The sequence below is a fragment of the Sphingobium chlorophenolicum genome, from assembly GCF_000722875.1.
Taxonomy (GTDB): Bacteria; Pseudomonadota; Alphaproteobacteria; order Sphingomonadales; family Sphingomonadaceae; genus Sphingobium; species Sphingobium chlorophenolicum.
On record NZ_JFHR01000014.1, the window covers coordinates 48,020 to 69,115 of the forward strand.

The 21,096-nt window shown below is 66.4% G+C and carries 13 protein-coding genes; 6 read left to right on the forward strand and 7 right to left on the reverse strand.

Annotated features, from left to right (window positions below; all coding sequences use genetic code 11):
* Position 1: 1 nt before the first annotated feature.
* Positions 2-2,653, reverse strand: coding sequence for a DNA mismatch repair protein MutS (mutS, locus tag BV95_RS07900; RefSeq protein ID WP_037449718.1), 2,652 nt, complete (start codon positions 2,651-2,653; stop codon positions 2-4).
* A 282-nt stretch (positions 2,654-2,935) separates the two neighbouring features.
* On the opposite strand from mutS, the gene BV95_RS07905 reads away from it, so the two are divergent.
* Positions 2,936-5,197, forward strand: coding sequence for an NADP-dependent malic enzyme (locus BV95_RS07905; RefSeq protein WP_037449721.1), 2,262 nt, complete (start codon positions 2,936-2,938; stop codon positions 5,195-5,197).
* A 69-nt stretch (positions 5,198-5,266) separates the two neighbouring features.
* Here BV95_RS07905 and BV95_RS07910 read toward each other — a convergent pair whose 3' ends face one another.
* The gene (locus tag BV95_RS07910; protein WP_013848106.1) at positions 5,267-5,767 is read right to left on the reverse strand and encodes a flavin reductase family protein; all 501 of its coding nucleotides are present in this window, start codon (positions 5,765-5,767) and stop codon (positions 5,267-5,269) included.
* Between the two features lie 169 nt (positions 5,768-5,936).
* On the opposite strand from BV95_RS07910, the gene cofE reads away from it, so the two are divergent.
* Genes cofE through cofC form a run of 3 tightly spaced genes read left to right on the forward strand, consistent with a single transcriptional unit; the run spans position 5,937 to position 8,211 of the window.
* Positions 5,937-6,695, forward strand: a complete 759-nt coding sequence (gene cofE, locus BV95_RS07915) for a coenzyme F420-0:L-glutamate ligase (protein WP_037449725.1) — start codon at positions 5,937-5,939, stop codon at positions 6,693-6,695.
* Complete coding sequence (cofD, locus tag BV95_RS07920; RefSeq protein ID WP_037449728.1) at positions 6,692-7,627, forward strand: 2-phospho-L-lactate transferase; 936 nt, start codon at positions 6,692-6,694, stop codon at positions 7,625-7,627. Before cofE ends, cofD begins: the two co-directional genes overlap by 4 nt.
* Before the next feature lie 5 nt (positions 7,628-7,632).
* Entirely contained in the window at positions 7,633-8,211 is a 579-nt protein-coding gene (cofC, locus tag BV95_RS07925) for a 2-phospho-L-lactate guanylyltransferase (protein ID WP_037449731.1), read from the forward strand.
* A gap of 167 nt (positions 8,212-8,378) precedes the next feature.
* On the opposite strand, the gene BV95_RS07930 is transcribed toward cofC, so the two are convergent.
* The 4 genes from BV95_RS07930 to BV95_RS07945 all read right to left on the reverse strand — a co-directional run bounded on the left by BV95_RS07930 (position 8,379) and on the right by BV95_RS07945 (position 15,964).
* Complete coding sequence (locus BV95_RS07930) at positions 8,379-12,116, reverse strand: calcium-binding protein (RefSeq protein WP_037449734.1); 3,738 nt, start codon at positions 12,114-12,116, stop codon at positions 8,379-8,381.
* Between the two features lie 349 nt (positions 12,117-12,465).
* Entirely contained in the window at positions 12,466-13,632 is a 1,167-nt protein-coding gene (locus BV95_RS07935) for a glycosyltransferase family 4 protein (protein WP_037449737.1), read from the reverse strand.
* Positions 13,629-14,963 (reverse strand): pectate lyase family protein, encoded by a 1,335-nt coding sequence (locus tag BV95_RS07940; protein WP_037449739.1) that lies wholly within the window; start codon positions 14,961-14,963, stop codon positions 13,629-13,631. Before BV95_RS07940 ends, BV95_RS07935 begins: the two co-directional genes overlap by 4 nt.
* A complete protein-coding gene (locus BV95_RS07945) occupies positions 14,960-15,964 on the reverse strand; it encodes a sulfotransferase family protein (RefSeq protein WP_037449867.1) in 1,005 nt (334 codons plus the stop codon). The genes BV95_RS07940 and BV95_RS07945 overlap by 4 nt, the downstream gene beginning before the upstream one ends.
* A gap of 203 nt (positions 15,965-16,167) precedes the next feature.
* Between BV95_RS07945 and BV95_RS07950 the strand changes: the two genes are divergently transcribed.
* A complete protein-coding gene (locus BV95_RS07950; RefSeq protein ID WP_037449742.1) occupies positions 16,168-17,496 on the forward strand; it encodes an O-antigen ligase family protein in 1,329 nt (442 codons plus the stop codon).
* Positions 17,497-17,509: 13 nt separating this feature from the next.
* On the opposite strand, the gene BV95_RS07955 is transcribed toward BV95_RS07950, so the two are convergent.
* Positions 17,510-18,490, reverse strand: coding sequence for a 2OG-Fe(II) oxygenase family protein (locus tag BV95_RS07955; protein ID WP_037449745.1), 981 nt, complete (start codon positions 18,488-18,490; stop codon positions 17,510-17,512).
* 274 nt (positions 18,491-18,764) lie between these two features.
* Between BV95_RS07955 and BV95_RS07960 the strand changes: the two genes are divergently transcribed.
* Positions 18,765-21,038 carry a GumC family protein gene (locus BV95_RS07960; protein ID WP_037449747.1) on the forward strand — a complete coding sequence of 758 codons (2,274 nt, stop codon included), beginning with the start codon at positions 18,765-18,767 and terminating at the stop codon, positions 21,036-21,038.
* Positions 21,039-21,096: the final 58 nt, after the last annotated feature.

A 21,096-nucleotide genomic window follows, 5' to 3' on the forward strand; every position in this document is an offset into this window, starting at 1 on the left:
TCTAGCCATCCTGACCGGCCGCTGCCAGTTGCTTGAGCCGATAGAGGTGATCGAGCGCCTCGCGGGGGGAAAGCGCATCCGCGTCGATGCCGTCCAGCGCGGCGCGGAGGGGATCGGCCTTTTCCTCCACCTGCGCGACGGCGGCGGCGAAGAGGGGCAGGTCGTCCAGCCCCGCTGCGATGCCGCCGGTCTTCGCCTTGCCCGCTTCGAGGCGGGAGAGGACGTCCTTCGCCCGCTTGAGCACGGCTGGGGGCAGCCCGGCGAGGCGCGCCACGGCCAGGCCATAGCTGCGGTCGGCCGGTCCCTCCGCGACTTCGTGCAGCAGGACCAGATCGCCCTTCCACTCCCGCGCCCGGACATGGTGGAGCGAGAGGGAGGAGAGTGTCTCCGCCAGCCGGGTCAGCTCATGATAATGGGTCGCGAACAGGCAGCGGCAGCGATTGACCTCATGCACCGCCTCCACCACCGCCCATGCCAGCGCCAGCCCGTCATAGGTCGACGTGCCGCGCCCGACTTCATCCAGGATGACGAAGCTGCGTTCGGTCGCTTGCGCCAATATGGCGGCGGTCTCCACCATCTCGACCATGAAGGTGGATCGGCCCTTGGCCAGATTGTCCGACGCGCCGACGCGGCTGAACAGCCGGTCGACCAGAGTCAGGGTCGCGGACTGCGCGGGTACATAGGCCCCCGCCTGCGCCAGAATCACGATGATCGCATTCTGTCGCAGAAAGGTGGACTTACCGCCCATATTGGGACCGGTGACCAGCCAGAGCCGGTCGCCCACCCCCAGCCGGCAGTCGTTGGCGACGAAGGGCTGGCCGTCGCGGCGCAGTGCATCCTCCACCACCGGATGGCGGCCGCCGGTGATGTCCAGACATGGTCCTTCGCCGTCTTCGGGCAGGAAATGGGGCCGTTGCCAGCCGCCTTCCGCCGCGCGTTCGGCCAGCGCCGCCGCCACGTCGAGCCGGGCAAGGGCGTCGGCGGCGCGGGCGATCTCCGCCTTGCGGGCGAGGGTGGCTTCGATCAGCTCTTCCAGATGCGCGGCTTCGGCGACCAGCGCATGGGCGCCCGCCTGCGCGACGCGGCCCGCCTGTTCGTGCAGGTCGATCGAATTGAAGCGCACCACCCCGGCCAGCGTCTGGCGATGGGTGAAGCCGCTGTCGGGCTGCATCAACGGGTCGGCGGCGCGAGCGGGCACCTCGACATGATAGCCCAGCACGCCGTTATGCCTGATCTTGAGCGAGGCGATGCCGGTCTGCTCGCGATATTTCGCCTCCAGCGCGGCGATGGCGCGGCGGCCATCCCCAGCGAGGCGGCGCAACTCATCCAGCGCCGGGTCATAGCCGTCCGCGATATAGCCGCCATTGGCGGTTTCTGTCGGCGGGCTGGGGACGAGGGCGCGGGACAGGCTGTCGACCAGCGCGCCATGGCCGTCGAGCGAGGGAAGGAGTTGGGCCAGCAGCAAAGGCTGGTCGGGCAGGCGGCCCAACCGCTCCCGCAACAGCCGCGCTTCACCAAGCCCATCGCGGAGTTGACCCAGATCGCGGGGACTGCCCCGGCCCATCGCCAGACGGCCCAATGCACGCCCTATGTCCGGCAAGGCCCGCAGCGCCACGCGCAACTGGTCGCGCAACATGCTGTCGTCATGGAAGAGTTGCACCAGCCCAAGCCGCGCCTCGATGGCGGGCTGATCCATCAGCGGCGCGGACAGATCCTGCGCCAGCAATCGGGCGCCAGCGCCGGTGACGGTCCGGTCCACCGCGCCGAGCAGGCTGCCCGCCCGCGTCCCGCTCATAGTGGCGGTGATTTCCAGACTCTCCCGCGTGGCCGCGTCGATGGCGACATGCGCGCCTCTGGTCTTGGCGCTGGGCGGGGCCAGGAAGGGCAAAGTGCCCTTGCCTGCATGGTCGAGATAGCCGAGCAGCCCGCCCATCGCCGCCAGTTCGGCGCGGCTGAACTGGCCGAATCCGTCCAGCGTGGCGACGCCGAAGATGCGTTTCAGCGCGGCTTCGGCCCGGCCGCTGGAAAAGGCGGCGCGGTCGAACGGGTGGGAATCGGGCAAATCCAGCTCCAGTCCGTCGGGCAGCACGATCTCGCTCGGCCGCAGGCGCGCCAGTTCGGCGGGCAGATCGGCTGCCCGCAGGGTCAGTGTCTCGAAACGGCCGGTCGAAATATCGGCGGCGGCCAGGCCATATTCACCCGCTTCCCCGCCGCCGACCTGCGTCAGCGCCACCAGCATATTGTCGCGCCGACTGTCGAGCAGCGTTTCCTCGGTCAGCGTGCCCGCCGTCACATAACGGACGATGGCGCGGGCGACGAGGGACTTGGAACCCCGCGCCTTGGCCTGCGCGGGCGTTTCGGTCTGTTCGGCGATGGCGACGCGATGGCCCGCCTTGATCAGCCGCGCCAGATAGGATTCCGCGCTGTGCACCGGCACGCCGCACATCGGGATCGGCGCGCCACCATGTTCGCCCCGGCTGGTGAGCGCGATATCCAGAGTCGCCGCCGCCGCCTTCGCATCCTCGAAGAACAGTTCGAAGAAATCGCCCATGCGGTAGAAGAGCAGGCAGTCCTGCGCCTCCGCCTTCAGCGCAAGATATTGCGCCATCATGGGCGTCGCCTGTTGCGTGGATGTGTCGATCGTTCGCGCCATGGCAAAGCGGATAGCGTGAACCATCCGTGGAAACCAGAGCTTCGGGAAACAGCAGGAAAATTGCGCTTCTCGCACTTGCCCACAAGATATTCTTGCCGCTAGGGCGGTCCGGCATTCAGCCCATGCGGGCCTGCAAAGCGCAATTTTCTGCGCTTCGGTGCTCACGTACTTGAGTACGCTGCGCTCCGGTGCTCGAAAATCGCCCTTTTCGGCTCTGCCTGAACTGAATGCCGGACCGCCCTGCGGGCGAACTATTGTGTCAAAAAAGGGGTGGGTGCAGCCATGACCGACAAGTCGAATGTGGAATTTTCCGAGCGCGAGGCGCTGTTCTTCCACTCGACGGGACGCCCCGGCAAGATCGAGATCATCGCGTCCAAGCCGATGGCGACCCAGCGCGACCTTTCGCTCGCCTATTCGCCCGGCGTCGCGGTGCCGGTGCGCGCCATCGCGGAAGACCCGGCGACCGCCTATGACTATACCGCCAAGGGCAATCTGGTCGCGGTGATCTCCAACGGCACGGCGATCCTGGGGCTGGGCAATCTGGGCGCACTCGCCTCCAAGCCGGTGATGGAGGGCAAGTCGGTCCTCTTCAAGCGCTTCGCCGACGTCGACAGCATCGACATCGAACTCAAGACCGAGGATGTCGACAAGTTCATCGACGCGGTCGAGCTGATGGAGCCGACCTTCGGCGGCATCAACCTTGAGGATATCAAGGCCCCGGAATGCTTCATCATCGAACAGACGTTGAAGGAACGGATGAACATTCCGGTCTTCCATGACGACCAGCACGGCACCGCGATCATCGCGGCGGCGGGCGTCATCAACGCGGCGATGCTGACCGGCCGCGACATGAAGAGCATGAAGGTGGTGGTGAACGGTGCGGGCGCGGCGTCCATTTCCTGCACCGAACTGATCAAGGCGCTGGGCGTGCAGCATGACAATGTGATCATGTGCGACAGCAAGGGCGTGATCTATCAGGGCCGCACCGAGGGCATGAACCAGTGGAAGTCGGCCCATGCGGTCAGGACCGACGCCCGCACCCTGGCGGAGGCGATCAAGGGCGCCGACGTTTTCCTGGGCCTGTCCGTCGCGGGGGCGGTGACGCAGGACATGGTGAAGACGATGGCGGACAAGCCGATCATCTTCGCCATGGCCAATCCCGATCCGGAAATCGCGCCGCCCGACGTCAAGGCGGTGCGCCCCGACGCCATCGTCGCCACCGGCCGGTCGGACTATCCCAACCAGGTCAACAATGTGCTGGGCTTCCCCTTCATCTTCCGCGGCGCGCTGGACGTGCGGGCGACCGGGATCAACGAGGCGATGAAGCTGGCCGCCGCAAAGGCCATCGCCGATCTGGCGCGGGAACAGGTGCCGGAGGAAGTGGCCAAGGCCTATGGCCGGTCGCACAGCTTCGGTCCCGACTATATCATCCCCGCGCCCTTCGACCCGCGCCTGATGGAAGTCGTGCCCTCCGCCGTCGCGCAGGCGGCGATGGAAACCGGCGTGGCCCAGCGGCCGATCGCGGACATGGCCGCCTATCGCCAGTCCTTGAAGGGGCGGCTCAACCCGACCACTTCGGTCCTCACCACTGCCTACGAGGTGGCGAAGGCCAATCCCAAGCGCGTCGTCTTCGCCGAGGCGGAAGAGGAAGTGGTGCTGCGCGCCGCGATCCAGTTCCGCACCCTGGGCTATGGCATCCCCGTGCTGGTCGGCCGGGCGCATGTGTACGACAAGCTCAAGGAACTGGGCGTGCAGGACCCGGAAAGCTTCGAACTGCACAACAGCGTCAATTCGCCGCTGGTGCCGGAGATGGTCGATACGCTCTACGCCCGGCTCCAGCGGCGCGGCTATCTGCGCCGCGATTGCGAGCGGATGGTCAATCGCGACCGCAACATCTTCGGCTCTCTGCTGGTGAAGATGGGCCATGCCGACGCGATGCTGACCGGCATGACCCGCCCCTTCGGCCAGACGCTGCGCGAAGTGAAGCGGGTGCTGGACCCGGCGGCGGGCCGCACTCCCTTCGGCATCCATGTGCTGGTAACGAAGGACAAGACGGTGTTCTTGGCCGACACCACGGTGAACGAGCGTCCCTCCGCGCAGGAACTGGCGGATATAGCGGAAGGCACGGTCGCGGTCGCCCGGCGCATGGGGCATGATCCGCGTGTCGCCTTCCTGTCCTATTCCAATTTCGGCAACCCGCCGGGCGGCTTTCTGGAGAATGTGCGCGACGCGGTGAAGACGCTGGAAGAGCGGAATGTCGACTTCGAATTCGAGGGCGAAATGACCGTCGACGCCGCGCTCAACCCGGCGGTGATGAAGAATTATCCGTTCAGCCGCCTGTCGGGTCCGGCGAACATATTGGTGATGCCGGGGCTTCAGTCGGCCAATATCTCGGCCAAGCTGCTGCGCGAAGTGGGCGGCGCGACCATGATCGGACCCATGCTGGTCGGCATGGACAAGTCAGTTCAGATCGCCACCATGGCGTCCAACGCTTCGGAATTGCTGACGCTGGCGGTGCTGGCTTCGGCCGGGGTTGCCGTTTGACGCGGGTCGTGGTGTTGCGCACATTCTAAATCCTCCCCATCGATAGATGGGGAGGATTTAAGCCGTCAATCAGCGCAGATTCGCGAACTCGCCATAGCCGCCCTGGAAGAAGAGCAGCGGCTTGCCCGGCGTCTCCACTTCCAGCGCGATCACCCGGCCCAGCACGATATAATGGTCACCCGCCTCGTGCACCGCTTCGAGCTGGCAGTCGATCCAGGCCACCACCCCGTCCAGGATCGGCGATCCGTTGGCCGACACATGATGCGTCACGCCCGCGAACTTGTCGTTCCCGCCCTTGGCGGCGAATTGCTGGCAAAGCGGTTTTTGGTCGCTGGCGAGGATGTTGACGCAGAATTTCCCCGCTTTCTCGATCCGGGGCCAGCTTTGCGAATTTTTCGCCGGGAAGAAAGCGACAAGCGGCGGATCGAGCGAGACGGAGGTGAAGGAGCCGACCACCATGCCGGTCGGCGCCTGGCTGTCCTCCACCGCCGTCACCACGCACACGCCAGTGGGATAATGGCCCAGCACCCGGCGAAAGGTGCCGCTGTCGAAGGCGACCGCTTCGCTCATGCGCGCCCACGCCCGCGGCGGGGAAAAATATCGTCATTGATCATCATCGCTGTCCCTTTTCTCGACTTGGTGCGCCAGGGCAAGCAAATCCCGCTGATATGTCCATGAGTTTCCCTGTCCCGAAAATCGGAGCGCTACCTTAACAGGCCTTTGCGCGCTAAAGCATGGCATGATCGCGATTCATCCCCTGTTTGATATTCCCGAAATCCGGACTGGCGACGATCTGGCGGCGGTGCTGCGCGACAGCCTGACCACGGCGGGCCTGTGGCCGCTGAAAAGCGGCGACGTGCTGGTCGTGACGCAGAAGATCATGTCCAAGGCGGAAGGGCGGATGGTCGACCTTTCTACCGTCCAGCCGGGGGAGGAAGCGGTGGAACTGGCCGCGACCACGCGCAAGGACGCCCGGCTGGTGGAACTGGTGCTGCGCGAAAGCAGCGCCGTGGTGCGGGCGGTCCCCCATGTGCTGATCACCCGCCACCGGCTGGGCCATGTGATGGCGAATAGCGGCATCGACCGGTCGAATATCGGGCCGGGGGAGGAAGAGCGGGCCTTGTTGCTGCCGGTCGATCCGGACCGGTCGGCACGGCAATTGCTGAATGCGCTGGCAGGCCCCGGCGCGGCCGGGATCGGCATCGTCGTTTCGGACAGTTTCGGACGCCCCTGGCGCCATGGCGTGGTGGGCGTCGCGATCGGCGCGGCGGGCCTGCCCGCGCTGGTGGACCGGCGCGGCGAAGAGGATCGCGACGGCCGACGGCTGGAGGTGACGCAGATCGCGCTGGCCGACCAGATCGCCACCGCCGCGACCCTGGCAACGGGCGAGGGCGCGGAAAGCGTGCCCGCCGCCCTGCTGCGCGGCCTGACCCTGCCCCTCGGCGAAGCAGGCGCGGCGGCGCTGGTCCGCCCGCTGGAAGAGGATCTGTTCCGGTGAGCGGCCGCATCGTCGTGCTGACGGGCGGCGTCGGCGGCGCCAAGCTGGTGCTGGGGCTGATGCAGGTCCGCCCGCCGCAGGACGTCACCGCCATCGTCAACACCGGCGATGATTTCCGCCATCTGGGCCTGGCGATCTCCCCCGATATCGACACTTTGCTCTATACCCTGTCGGGCAAGGCCAATGCCGCGCAGGGTTGGGGGCGGGAGGGCGAGACGTGGAGCTTCATGGACGCGCTCAAATCGTTGGGCGGGGAGGATTGGTTCCTGCTGGGCGACGGCGACATGGCGCTGCATGCGCTGCGCTCGCATCTGTTGGCGTCGGGTGAGACCTTGAGCACGGTGACGGCGCGTTTTGCGGCGGCCTGGGGCCTTGACCTCAAAATTTTGCCGATGAGCGACGATAGCGTCGCCACCCATGTGTCGACCGATGAAGGCGACCTGCCCTTCCAGCGCTATTTCGTCGAGCGGCGCTGCGTCCCGGCGGTCCGGGCGATCCGCTTCGAAGGCGCGGACACGGCGCGCCTCGCCCCCGGCGTGGTTGAGGCGATCGCCGATCCCGAAACTCGCGCCATATTGATCGCACCGTCCAATCCCTGGCTGAGCGTCGACCCGATTCTGGCGGTTCCCGGAATGCGGGAAGCGCTAAAGGCTGCCAGCGCGCCCGTCGTCGCCGTCTCCCCCATCGTCGGCGGGCAGGCGGTCAAGGGACCGACCGCCAAGCTGATGGGCGAACTTGGCCTCGCCGTCACCAACCGGGCCATTGCAGCCCATTATGCCGGGATCATCGACGGGCTGCTGGTCGATGAACGCGATGGCGGCGAAGGACTGGATATTCCCCATGCCGTAACCGACACGCTGATGAAGACGCTGGACGACCGCGCCAGAGTGGCGCGGGCGGCGCTCGATCTGGCCGAACGGATCGCCGGTTGACGGCCATGAACTGCTGGATCGTCATTCCGGTCAAGGCGCCCGCCGCCTGCAAGACGCGGCTGGCGCCTGTGCTGGACGAAGCGGGGCGGCGCGATCTGGTGGCGAAAATGCTGCACCGGACAGTGACGGCGGCGGCGAAGGCGGTTGGGATGGAGCGGCTGCGGCTGCTCGGCCCTTCGCGGCATGGATTGCCGGAGAGCGTGGGCTTGCTCGGCGATCCGGGCGGCGGCCTCAATCCTGCGGCGGCGAGCGCCCGCGACGCGGCGCTGGCGGCGGGAATCGAGCGGCTGCTGTTTCTCTCCGCCGACCTGCCACTGGTGGAGGCGGCGGATGTGGCGGCGCTGCTGGATGCTCCCGGCATCGCGGTCGCCCCCGATCTTCCCGGACAGGGCACCAACGCCCTGTCACTGCCCCTGCCGCAAGCGGCGGGTTTCCAGTTCCATTATGGTCAGGGCAGTTTCGCGGCGCATCGGGCGGAAGCGGATCGGCTGGGCCTGCCCTTCTCGGCAATCGTGCGAGGGGGCCTGGGCTTTGACATCGACCAACCGGGCGATCTGGCCGATTGGGAACGGCGCGCACCTTAGGGAAGCTCGCCCCACCAAATCCTCCCTACGCGCAGCGTGGGGAGGGGGACCGCCGCTGAGCGGTGGTGGAGGGGAAATTCGGAGGTCGTGCCCGTTCCCCTCCACCAGCCTTCGGCCGGTCCCCCTCCCCATCTCTCGATGGGGAGGAATAGGAGAGGTTCTGCGCCTTAAATGAAGCTGCTGGAATCCACTCCCGTCAGAGTGTTGACCCCCAGCAGCAGCACGCTTTGTTCGAACGCTCCGTCGCCATTGGCGTCGTAGAAGACCCAGCCGTCGGTTGTCCCGGCGACGAAGGTCACATGGTTGACCCCGGCGGTCGTGTTGGCCGCCGCCAGAGCGTCGGCGAAAATATTGGTGGCGATCGCCTTCTCGGCATAATCGACAGCGGGCAGGGAGCCGTTCAGGAAATCGAGGTCGATGCGGTCGCCCTCACTCGCCTTGAAATCCGTGATCCGGTCGTAGCTTGCCGTGTTGAGTGTCGTGTCGCCCCGGTTGAAGACGAACATGTCCGCCTCCGTCCCGCCGGTCAGCGTATCCTTGCCCGCGCCGCCGATCAGCACATCGTTGCCCGCGCCGCCCTTCAGCGTGTCGCCCGCCGCGCCGCCGTCCAGCAGGTCGTTGCCCGCGCCGCCGTCCAGACTGTCCTGCCCATCCTCGCCATAGAGCCGGTCGTCGCCCGCATTGCCCAGCATGGTGTCGTTGCCCAGCCCGCCCCAAAGGCCGTTATTGCCGCTGTTGCCGGTGATGGTGTTGGCAAGGTCGTTGCCGGTTCCGTCGATATTGTCGATGCCGGTCAGGGTCAGCTTCTCGATCTCGGCGGCCAGTTTGTAGCTGACCGAAGCGTTCACCTGATCGGTGCCGCCCCCGGCCAGTTCGAAGATCAGGTCGTCATTGGCGCTGTCGCCATCATCGGACCAACTGTCGACGATATAGCTGTCGTCCCCGCCGCCGCCGGTCATGCTGTCCGCGCCGCTGCCGCCATCCAGATAATCATTGCCCAGCCCGCCCGTCAGCACGTCATTGCCGTCGCCGCCGAACAGATTGTCGTTATCGTCCCCGCCGTCCAGCATGTCGTTGCCGCCCAAGCCGTAGAGGATGTCGGCGCCCGCGCCGCCGGAAAGCATGTTCGCCGCGTCATTGCCGGTGATATTGTTGGCCAGATCGTTGCCAAAGCCGTTGATCGCCGCCGCGCCGGTCAGAACCAGCTTCTCCACATTGGCGGCCAGGCGATAGCTGACCGAGGCATAGACGAGGTCGCTGCCCCCGCCCGCCAGTTCGATCACCTGATCGTCATTCCCGGCAAAGCCGTCGTCCGAATAAGTGTCGACATAGAAGATGTCGTTGCCCGCGCCGCCATCCATATAATCGGCGCCTGCCCCGCCATCGATGGTGTCGTTGCCCGCCAGCGCATAGATGGTGTCGTTGAGCGCGGTGGTCTGATAGGCGAGCACGCTGGTCGTCGGGCTGATACTGTTGTTGCCGGAGGAACCGGTGATGGTCCTGCCCCCCTCCGCCACGTCGGTGACGGTGATGGACAGCATCTGGTCGTCGACATTGCTGCCGTCGGTCGCGCGGACCATGACCTGATAGACGCCGTCGCCATCGGCATCGAGGCGGTTTTCGAAATCCGGCGGGTTGATGAAGGACAGCGCGCCCGTCACCGCGTCTATGATGAAGAGCGCCGCGTCGGCTCCGCCCGATATGGCGTAGGTCGGCGTCGTGCCGTCCGCATCGGCGGCCGCGACGACGGTCACGGCGCTCGCATTTTCCGCCATGCTGACCGTTGCCGTCGTGCCGCCTCCATTGGAGGTGATGACCGGGGCGTTGTCGTTCGTATTGGTGACCGTGATCGCCAGCGTCTGCGCGACGCTGGTGGCGCCGTCGCTGGCGCTGACGATGACATTGTAGATGCGGTCGCCATCGCTGTCGTCGGGCGCTTCATAATCGGGCGCGTTGATGAAGGAGAGCGCGCCGGTCACAGCGTCTATGGCGAAGAGTGCCGCGTCCGCCCCGCCGCTGATCGTATAGCTGAGCGTCGCGCCGTCGGCGTCGCTGGCCTGTATCGTGGCGGCCAGCAGGCTGTTTTCCGCCACCGACAGGGCTGTGGAGGCCGCCCCGCCATAGGAGGTCAGCACCGGCGCATTGTCGTTGAGATTGGCAATGGTGACAGCCAGCGTCTGCTGGTCCGTGTTGCTGCCGTCGCTGGCCTGCACGATCACGTCATAGACATTGTCGCTATTGGCGTCGGCGCGGGCTTCATAATCGGGCGCGTTGATGAAGGAGAGCGCGCCGGTGACCGCATCGATGGCGAAGAGCGCCGCATCCGCCCCGCCGACTATCGCATAGGCGATTGATGGTCCGTCCGCGTCGGTCGCCGTCACCGTCGTCACGGCGGTCGCATTCTCATCGACCATGATCGCCGCCGCAGCGCCGCCGCCGTTGGAGGTGATGACCGGGGCTGCTCCGTCCGGCACGTCGTTCACGGTCACCGACAGCGCTTGCGTATCCACCCCGCCATTGCCGTCATTGGCGGCGACGATCACATGATAGACATTGTCGCCATCGGCATCGGCCGGACTTTCGAAATTGGGCGCGGCGATGAAGCGCAACTCGCCCGTCGCCGCGTCTATGGCGAACAGGGCGGCGTCGTCGCCGCCGACGATGGAGAAGCCGACAGTCTGCCCGGCGTCCGTATCGGTCGCGGTGACGGTGGTGACCGCCGTGCCATTCTCATCGACGGCCAGCGCGGCAGTAGCGCCGCCGCCGTTGGAGGTGATGACCGGCGGCGCGTTCAATGCCGTCGAGGACGTCGTCATGTCCGCGAACTGGAAGAATTCGACATTGCGGATCGTCTTGCTGCCCTCCGGCGATCCGGCGCGCTGGTCGACCGCGATGAAGCTACCGTCGGTTTGCAGGGTAAAGATATAATCCATCCGGTTGCCGGAAAAGACGACGGTGTCGATATCGCCGCTGCCGTCGATCACGTCGTTGCCCGCGCCCGCAAGGATCGTGTCGTTGCCCGCGCCGCCATGCATATAGTCGTTGCCGTCGCCGCCATCGAGCAGGTCGTCGCCCGTGCCGCCATAAAGTTCGTCGCTGCCCGCGCCGCCATAGAGCCGGTCGTTGCCCGCATCGCCGTTCAGCGTGTCGTTGCTGTTGGTGTCGGCGTCGTCGCCATAGAGAATATCGTTGCCGCTGCCGCCCGACAGATTGTCGCCGCCCGCCTGGCCGTAGAGGATGTCGTCGTCATCGCCGCCGGTCATCCTGTCGCTGCCCCGGCCGCCATAGAGGATGTCGTTGCCCGTGCCGCCGTCGATCACGTCGTCCCCGGCGATGCCGTTGAAGCCCAGATCGTCGCCATAGAGCAGGTCGTTGCCCGCCCCGCCGGAAATAGTGTCGCCGCCGCGCCAGCCGAAGATGATGTCGTCGCCTGCGTCGCCCTGCAGATTGTCCTTGCCCGCGCCGCCGATGATGACGTCGTTGCCCAGACCCGCCTGGACCAGCACGTCCTTGGCATAATCGACGCCGCCCGCGCCGTGCGCCGTCAGGTCGATAATGTCGTCGCCATCGCCCAGCCAGAATTGCTCGATATTGTCGAAGCTGCCGAAGCCGCCGGATATCGCGCCATTGTTGTAGAAGATCGCATCGGACAGATTGGACCCGTAGATGACGTCCGTTCCCGTGCCGCCCATCAGCATGTCCATGGAAATCTGGATATTCATCGCGGCCAGTTGATAGGCCGCACCGCCGCCGGTCAGGATCGCGGAATTCCACACAAGCTGCGCCAGCACCGCGTCGGGACGCACCATGTCCAGATTGGCGAGTCGGGTGAAGGCGAAGAACTGGTCTTTTTCATTACCAGCTATGATGGTCTGACTGCCCAACGCGTTGAAATAATTCGCCATGCTTGCCCCCTGTCAGCGTCCTTGTGAAAGGTCGCAAAGCTTTAACTGTAATTGGCGCCGGGGCGGTGGGGGCATCGGGATAATGCTTACTCCATCGGGAGTGCGCCGATGGGTGTAGCGGTGTTCATTCGGGTTTGATGACGTCCTGTCTTCGCAGGAAGGGTGGGTGGATTGGGTGGAGAGCGGACATCGCCAAATCCTCCCCATCATTAGATGGGGAGGGGGACCATGCGGAGCATGGTGGAGGGGAAGTTCGGAGGTCGTGCCCCTTTCCCCTCCACCAGCCTTCGGCCGGTCCCCCTCCCCACGCTGCGCGTAGGGAGGATTTATTGCCGAAGCCGACCGCCGATCATGGCCGCAGCGCTTCGTAGATCGCGCTGACCTGGGCGGCATGGGCGGCTTCGCTGAAGCGGCTGCGCGCATCGGCCTGCGCCGCCAGCGCCATGGGCCGGGCGTCTCCCAGGCCATCGCAAGCCAGCGCCAGGGCATCCGCATCGTCCGGCTCCACCAATAGGCCCAGACCTCCCTCCAGCGCCTCGATATTGCCGCCGGAGCGGGCCGCGACGATGGGCGTGCCGACCAGCATCGCCTCCACCAGCGTCCGTCCGAACGGCTCGCCCACAGCGGGGACGACAAGCTGGTCGCAGGCGGCGATCCAGAAGGGGCCGGGCGTACGATAGCCCATCAGCTTCACCCGGTCCCCGACGCCCTTGTCCGCGATCCGCCTGCGCAGCGCCACATCCATGGCGGGCAGGCGCGCCTCCCCGAACATCAGGCCCATGACGGGGCGAGCGGTCATCGCCCGCAGCCGCGCGATCATGTCGACGAACAGCAAGGGGCGCTTTCTTGGCACGAAAGCCCCGAAATAGCCCAGAAGAAGCGTGTCCGGCGCTACCCCCAATTCGCGGACCAGCGCGTCGCGAGCCTTGGCCCGGTCCACCTCCAGGCCGGTGTCGAAGGGGCTGTGCACCACCGACGCCCGGTTCCGCGCCGACCATATCCCCGCAGGCGGCAGCGCGAAGGAGGATACCGCCAGCACCCGGTGGGCGAGGGCAGGGGCCAACAGGCGCAGGCCCAGCGCCGTGGGATCGCCGCGATGGTGCCAGATCAGCTTTGCCCCGGCCAGCCGCGCCGCCAGCGCCCAGTTGGCGCTGCTCCGCCCGTCGTTGATGTGGACGATGTCGATCCGGTTGCGTCGCAGGAAGCGCGCGCGGGGCAGCACGCCCGTCAGCGTGCGCCCGAATTTCCGCAGGGTGAAGGCCTCCCCCGGCACGAACAGGGCCTGGGCGGCGGGATCGTCCATCCGCTCATGCCCGGCGAAGAAATTGGCGATCATGCCGTCGGGCACTTCGGTGACGATGATCGGCCGGTAGAGCGCCGGATCGAGATGCGCCATCAGCCCCCGCACCGAAATATGGCTGCCGCCGATACTGTCCCCGGAAAAGGGAAAACAGATGCGCAGGCGGCTATCGTGCGCCGCGTCGGCGGATTTCAGCCGGGGCAGGGGCGCGTTCATCCCGCACTCCCGTCCATCAGGTCGCGGGAGAGCTGGTCGAGATATTGGTCGAGATTGGCGACGCCATCGCCATCCGCATCGTCCCAGGGATCGGCCTTGCGCGGATCGGCGCCATGTTGCGCTTCCCAGCGGTCGTCCATGCCGTCGCCGTCCGCATCGAGATAGGGCGCACCGGGCGCGGGTTCATCGATCAGGCCGGGTTGCTTGACGATATGCCCCTTGCGCTCGCGCACCTGATGGACGATCCGCCGGTCGAACGGGTCGCGGGGGAAAGCGCCCGCTTCGCCCAGCACCGATTCATAGGCCGCGTCCGCCGGTTCCGCCGCGATGGTGGCGGGGCAGGGGGGCCTGTCCACCTTCGTCTGTTCGATCAGCGGGGAGATATGGACGAAATCGCCGTCGAACCGGTTGTCGGCCAGATAGACTTTGGCGATCCCCTTCGATCCCGTGACGTTGCGCGCCACGCCGACCGTGTCGGACCGGGTGTTCTTCCCCGCGATGAAGCTGTTGCCGATCAGGGACACCGGCACGCCGCCGAAACTTTCCCAGATTTCCGCGAATTCCGACTGGCCGTTATACAGGATGTTGTTGATCACCTCCGCGCAGGAACCGGGCGGGAAGTTCAGGTCCGGATTGCGGTCGCCATTATGGGCGCAGATATTGCCGATGAAGCTCAGATGCTGCGGCCCCTTGGGGTCGCTCGCCAGCAGCGCGCATTTGTCGTGTTTGGGAATCCCCTCCGCGAAGATGCTGTTGCTGATCGTGATCCAGTCATTGTCGCCATAGCCGTTGATCAGCTCGTCCCGCGCCCAGCTTGCGCTGACATGGTCGATGATGACCTGGCGGCTATTCTCTATGGTGAAGCTGTCCTCCGACCCGCGATGCGTACCGGTGCGGTCGTTGCGCACGCGGATGTGGCGGATGACGATGTCGTGCGTATTCTTGATCAGGATCGGCGTGCGCCCTTCCGCGCCGCCCGCATGGGTGATGACGATTCCCCCGCCCGGCGCGGTCTGCCCGGCGATGGTCAGCCAGGGATTGGCGATCACCGGCGGACGGCTGGTGAAGCGGATCACGCCGCTCACCCGGAATATGCACACGCGCGGTCCGGAGGCGTCGATGCAGGCGCGCAGCGACCCCGGCCCGCTGTCGGCCAGCGTGTCCACGGCAACGATCCGCCCGCCGCGCCCGCCCTTTGCTGCCGCGCCATAGCCCATAGCGCCCGGAAAGGCGGGTTCGCCCTTCACCGGCTGCGCCCGCGATTCGCTGCCCGCGCCGGAACAGCCCGCCATCACGACGGGTAATATGATCCCGGCCAGCAGCCACTTCATGATGCATCCCCGCTGCGCAGCGAATAGCCGTATCGGCGCAGCAAGGGCGCGCACAAAAGGGTGAACAGCGCCTGTTTCCATCCCGGCATGTCCCGTTTCCACTTGTCGTCGCCCAGGATGGTGAGCGATTTGCGCATCCGGTGGCGGCTGCCCGCGACCTGATGGCGCGGTTCGAAAGGGGCAAGGCCGTCGGCCGGCAGATGCGGCCTTTCCCCCACCAGCGTCACGATCCGTCCGATTTCCCGGCGCGGATCGACCACGAAATCCTCATAGCGGACGCGGATGGCGCGCCCCGGCCCGACCCGGCGGCACAGCATTTCCGCCGCCAGATTTACCATCGACCAGCGCAGCGCCGTGTAGAGCAGCGGCTTTGGCCGCAATTCGCGCTGCACCCCCTTTTCGACGCTGCGCCGATGTCCCTTCATCAGCGACCAGGCGACTCCGCGCCCATCGCGCACGACATGCACGACATGCAGGTCGATCCCCGGCATCGCCGCCAGCGCGAAGGCGCGCCCCGGCAGCTTCGATGAATCCACCAATATCGGCCGTCCCGACACCGCCGCCATGCCGCGCAGCAATTTCAGCGTCTGGCGCCGATGATTGCGCCATCCCGGCCAACGCAGCCACCGCCCCGGCGCGACCAACCCCTCCGTCCGTTCCTGCGCCCGGCGATAGGCCGCCAGAAATCCCTCCGGCTCGCCCTGGGTCCAGCGGGCCACAATGGCCTTCCATTCCGGGCAGTCGCGCACCCGCGCCCCGCAGGCGCAATATTCGTCCCTGTCCCACACATGCCGCGCCAGCGTCGTGACCTCGCCCGCGCCCATGATCGCCGGATGCTCGCCCAGCGCTATGTCCAGCAGGGTGGTTCCGCTCCGCCCATAGCCCGCCACATAGATCAGCCTGATCGCGCCCCGTTCGGCGGCGGGGGCGGCGGCTTCGGTAGTCCGGCCCGCCATCGGGGGCGCTTCGGCATCGCGCAGGGGCAGGATCGCATCCGTCACAAGGGGGTCATCCTTCGCACGAAGCGCCCTGCCGGGTCCGGCGGCGCCCAGGCGCATTTATCCCGTCAGTCCCACCGGCATTTCAACGGATCACAAGGCTGATCCACCGGCAAATTCGGATAGGGTCGCTGGCTGTAATCGCCCCCCGCCTCGTCCCGAAGGGCGTTTGCGCGCCGCCCGCGCCGGGCGCAGCCTCCTGCTCCGTGACGACTCTCGCCAGCCCCGCCTCGATCACCCCAGCGGCTCCCGCCCGGCCGGACGTCTTCGCCCCGCAGGAAGCGGTCTGGGACAGGATCGCCCGCTATTGCCTGCTGGTCGCGATTTTCCTCAGCGGCTGGGGCCTGTTGCGGGTGGGGCAGATCAACCTCACCTTCTCCGATTTCTTCTTCCTGATCAGCTTCGCCATATCCGGCCTGCGCGGGCGGCTCAGCGTCACGCCCTTCCGTTCGCTCACCCCCTTCTGGCTCGCTGGTCTGGTGATGATGCTGGGCGGCCTGTTCATCGGGTCGGTGATCAACGGCGATCCGCTGCGCTGGGTGAACATCGCCCTGCAATATATGGTGGCGTTCCTCTTCATCCCGATCCTGCTGATGCAGCAGGAGGAAAAGACGGTGCGCATCGCGCCGCTGATCTTCATGCTGGGCATCACCTGTTCGGAAGCCGTCGGCATCGCCGCCAGCTTCTTCTTCACTTTCAACGACACGTTGCACTGGCTGGGCGACGGCTTCATCACCGGCAACGGCCGTCTGGGATCGATGGCGGGCCAGCCCAATCCCAACGGCGCGGTCGTCGCCTTTTCGCTGCCCATGCTGCTCTATTCGATGCGCCATCGGCTGATCGGCGGGCTGGGCGGCTTCGCCTGCCTTGTCCTGCTGCTGTGGGGATTGATGCTCAGCGCCTCCTTCACCGGCTTCGCGGCATCGCTGCTGGCGCTTTTCACCACCTTGCTGCTGATGGGCGTGCGCTACATCTTCCGCCTGGGAATGGTGGCTGCGGTGGCCGCCGGCCTGTTCCTCGCCAGCGGCGCGCCGTTGCCCAAGGCCTTTCAGGAACGGGTCGGCAATGCGGTGGAGAGCGGCGATATCGACCAGGCGGGCACCTTCATCAACCGGTCCCAGCTTATCGAGGAGGCCTGGGGCTTTGCCGAGGACAATATGATCATCGGCATGGGCGTCGACCGCTATCGCGAATTGTCCGCCTATGACAATCCGGTCCACAACCTCTTCCTGCTGATCTGGAACGAAGGGGGTGCCATCGCCTTTTGCGGGCTGATCCTGCTGCTCGCGCTCATCGCCCTGCTGGCCGGGAACGGCCTGCGCATCAGCCGCGACAAAGGGGCTATGGCGGCGGCGGTGGTGCTGGTGTTCCTGATCTACACCATGTCCTATCCGCACATGTATTCGCGCATGTGGGTGATGCCGGTGATGGTCGCGCTGGCCGCCACCTATGCGCCGCGCCGCCCGGTCCGGTCCGATGCCGTGCGGCTGATCTACGCCAGACCGGTGGGGCCGTTGCCATTGCCGGAATTGTGAGGCGGACCTTCCGTCAGGCCGATCCGATCAGTAATGTCACATCGTCCGTGCGGGGATTGCCGCTCTGCTCCGGCCCTGGCCTTTCCACATGCAGCACCCGGTGCAGCACATGGCGCACGCCATAGGCCTGCGTCGCCATGCTGCCGGGGAAGACCGCCAGCGTGTCGCGATCGATCGGCAGGTCGACCCATCGCCCATCGGCGAAAACCTGCGTCAGCATATGATCCCGCTGGCCGCAAAGGGCGGAAAAATAGCGATAGTCGAAATGCGCTCCTTCGATCAGCCTTTGTCCCGGCGCCATGTCCCGGCTGCGGTCGCGGCGCAGCGCCATGCGGTTGAGGCTGCGCACCAACGGCCCGACGAAGGGCGCATCCGCCAGCAGGCCGTAAAGATCGGACAATCCTCGCGGGCTGAGCATCCCCGCCGCCTGCCACCGCCTTTCGTCCAGCGCGCAGCCCGCCCGTCCCCACCGCCCCAGCGAATTGCGGGCCAGCGCGTCCAGCCGGGCGAAGTCGGCGGCGTTTTCCTGATATTTCAACCGCTGCACCACGACCTGGAAATCCGCGGGCGGCGTTCCTTCGGGGGCCAGCGCCGCCATCAGCCGCCCGCCGACGGTCCAGCATTGGTCCAGCAGCGCTTGGCCTGGCCTATATTGCCCGGTCCCCTGCACGAAATGAGCGGGCCGCGCGCTGACCTGTCCTTCCCGTCCGTCCCGCGACAGGGCCATTTTCCGGGCGATATAGCCATGGCGTCCCGGCTGGAAATAGAAGAGGTCGCCCAGGCTGGCGGTGATGTCGCCGCTGCCATGATAGTTGCGCGCAATGTCGATCAGCGGCGCTTCCCACGGCATCTGTTCGGCGGAATCCTCCAGCAGCCCGGACCATAGCTCCGCCACGATTTCCGGACAGCGCACCAGCACCGCCGCATGGCCCGCGCCGAACAGCCGGGCCAGCGAACCCGGTTCCAGATCCCGATATGCCAGTTCCGCGATCATTGGGCGCTCCCCTGTGCGGAGCGTTCTTATCCTTGATCAACTCTCGCTCAATGGCGCGGATTGGGACGATCCGGAATAGTCAGACATGCATCAGAAATGTTTAGGGGGCGGCTGGCCCGATCCTCATCCGAAGGGTTAGCACCAATGCGCACCCCCAGGCCCCGATGCGCTTTTGCCCTGGCGCGCCGCAGCCCGCAATATCGCCCGGATCGGAGGACGGCCTTTCGCATGGGCCGCGCTCCTGCGCCTTCGCGATGCGACATGGGAGATTGTCATGGCGTCCGCACAGTTGACACTGATCGATGGCGCCGCGTCGGGCGGCGGCGCGGAAAAGGCGCGCGACCTGTCCTTCGAACTGCAACAGATGTCGGCGCGCCAGATCTGGTTCCTGCTGCGGCGGCACATGAAGCTGGTGGGGAGCATCGTCATCGCCTGCGTGGCCGTGGTGCTGATCGTCCAATTGCAACTGCCCAACCGCTATGAGGCGACCGCGACGGTGCAGGTGGAGCTGAACGATTCCACCGGCTCCAACCAGGCCGACGCCACCCGCAACCAGCAGCGCGTCGCCAATGAGGCGCGCATGTACCGGTCGCAGGCATTGGCCGAACAGGTGGTGCGCGACCTCAATCTCAACCGCAACCAGGCCTTCACCCATGGCGTGTCGATGACGGTGCAGCAGGCGGCGGCGCAACTTGCCAAGACCACCCGCGTCGTCAGTTCGACCGACTCCGACTTCATCGACATCACCGTCCAGTCGCGCAAGGCGGAACTGGCGGCCCGGATCGCCAACCGCTTCGTCGACAGCCTGCGCAAGATGCGCTCGCAACGCCGCCAGACCTGGCGCGATGGCCTGAGCGTCGCGCTCGACAAGGAAACCGCCCGCCTCGCCCATGACGTGGAACTGGCGGAACGAGCCGTCGCTGATTTCCGCCGCGAGCATCTGATGCCGATGGGCGCGGGCAGCGCGGAGGATTATCAACAGATGAACCGCATCGCCGTGGAGGCCGCCTCCACCGCCGCGATGAGCAGCGCGATGCAGGCGCAGGCGGCAGGCGTCAGCCGCGCCGCCAGCATGCGCACGGTCGCGGGCGCGACGTCCCCCGCGCTCGACAATCTGCAGAAGCAATATGACGACCTGATCCGGCAGCGTTCCGAAATCTCCGTCCAGATGGGCGCGAACCATCCGCAGATGCAGGCCCTTTCCGCGCAGATCGCGCAGGTGAGCAAAGTGCTGGTCCAGGAACGGGCCGCCGTCGTCGCGACCCAGCAGACGAAGAACGACACCGACGCCGGGCGCGAACGGGCGCTGGCGCTGGCGGAGGCGAGCGCCGCCTCGGCCCGCGCCGGGCAGCTCCAGTCGAAGCTCAACGCCATCACCGGCGCGGCCTTCCGCAACAATGCCAATCTGGTCGACCTCTCCATCCTCGACCGGCGGGCGGAGGTGGCGCGGCAGGCCTATCTTACCACCGCGCAGCGCGCCCAGACGGTGCAGTCCGAATTGCAGACCACCGGCGTCAATTCGACCATGGTGTCGGCCGCGGCCGTGCCGCTGCAGCCGGTCGCGCCCGCGCCCAAGAAAATGGCGCTGGCCGCCTTCGTCGGTTCTTCCGTTCTGGCCTTCCTGATCGTGCTGGGGATCGAGATGTTCGACAACCGGCTGCGCAGCGGGGACCAGCTTCGCCGCCTTTTCGGCCTGCGGACGCTGGCGATGCTGCCGAAGCTGGAGGAATCGATCGGCGCGACGATCGAGGAGAATCCGGTCACCACACAGCCGCAATCGCTGTTCACCGAAGTCGCCCGCAATCTGGCGAGCGAGATCGAGGAATTGCCGCATCAGGGGACCAGCCAGCGCGTGCTGGTGACGTCGCCCTTGCCGGGCGACGGCAAGTCCAGCGTCGCGCTGACGCTGGCGGCGGCCGCCGCCTCCATGGGCCGTCGCGCCATCGTGGTCGACCTGGACCTGCGCCGCCCCGGCCCCAGCATCTTGCGTTCGATCCAGGACGGGGCCGGGACGCCCGACCTGATCGACGTGCTGACCCATGCGGGCGAAAGCCGCAGGCTCATCCCCCAGCCCGAACGCCATGTGGAGCATGACGCGGCGGAGGGCGCGGCCCCGACCGCCCTGATGCCGGTGGTGCTCAGCACCCGCGAACAGATCCGCAATCCGGCCGCCGTGGTGCAGGGGTGGCAGATCGGCCGGTTGCTGGACGAACTGCGCGAGCGGTTCGATCTGGTCGTCATCAACGCGCCCGCCATCCTGGCCGTGCGCGATGCGCGGACCCTTTCCTCCCTGGCGGATTCGACCCTGATGGTCGTGCGCTGGGGGCATACTACGGTCGAACAGTTGCGCGCCTCGCTCCAGATGGTGAACAATCAGGTGGTCGGGGCCGTCTTCAACCAGGTCGATTATGAGGATCATGCCCGGCGCGGCTATGGCGACGCGGTCCAATTCTACATGGGGTCGGCCGCTTATTATTCCGACGCCTTCCCGGCCCGGCAAAGCTGGGCGGACCGGGTCCGCCACGCCTTCACGCGCAAGGCCGCGTGAGCGGCCCGCCCCCATCGCGGGAGGCGCCCTTGCCTTCCATTCGTTCCGGAACCGTAAT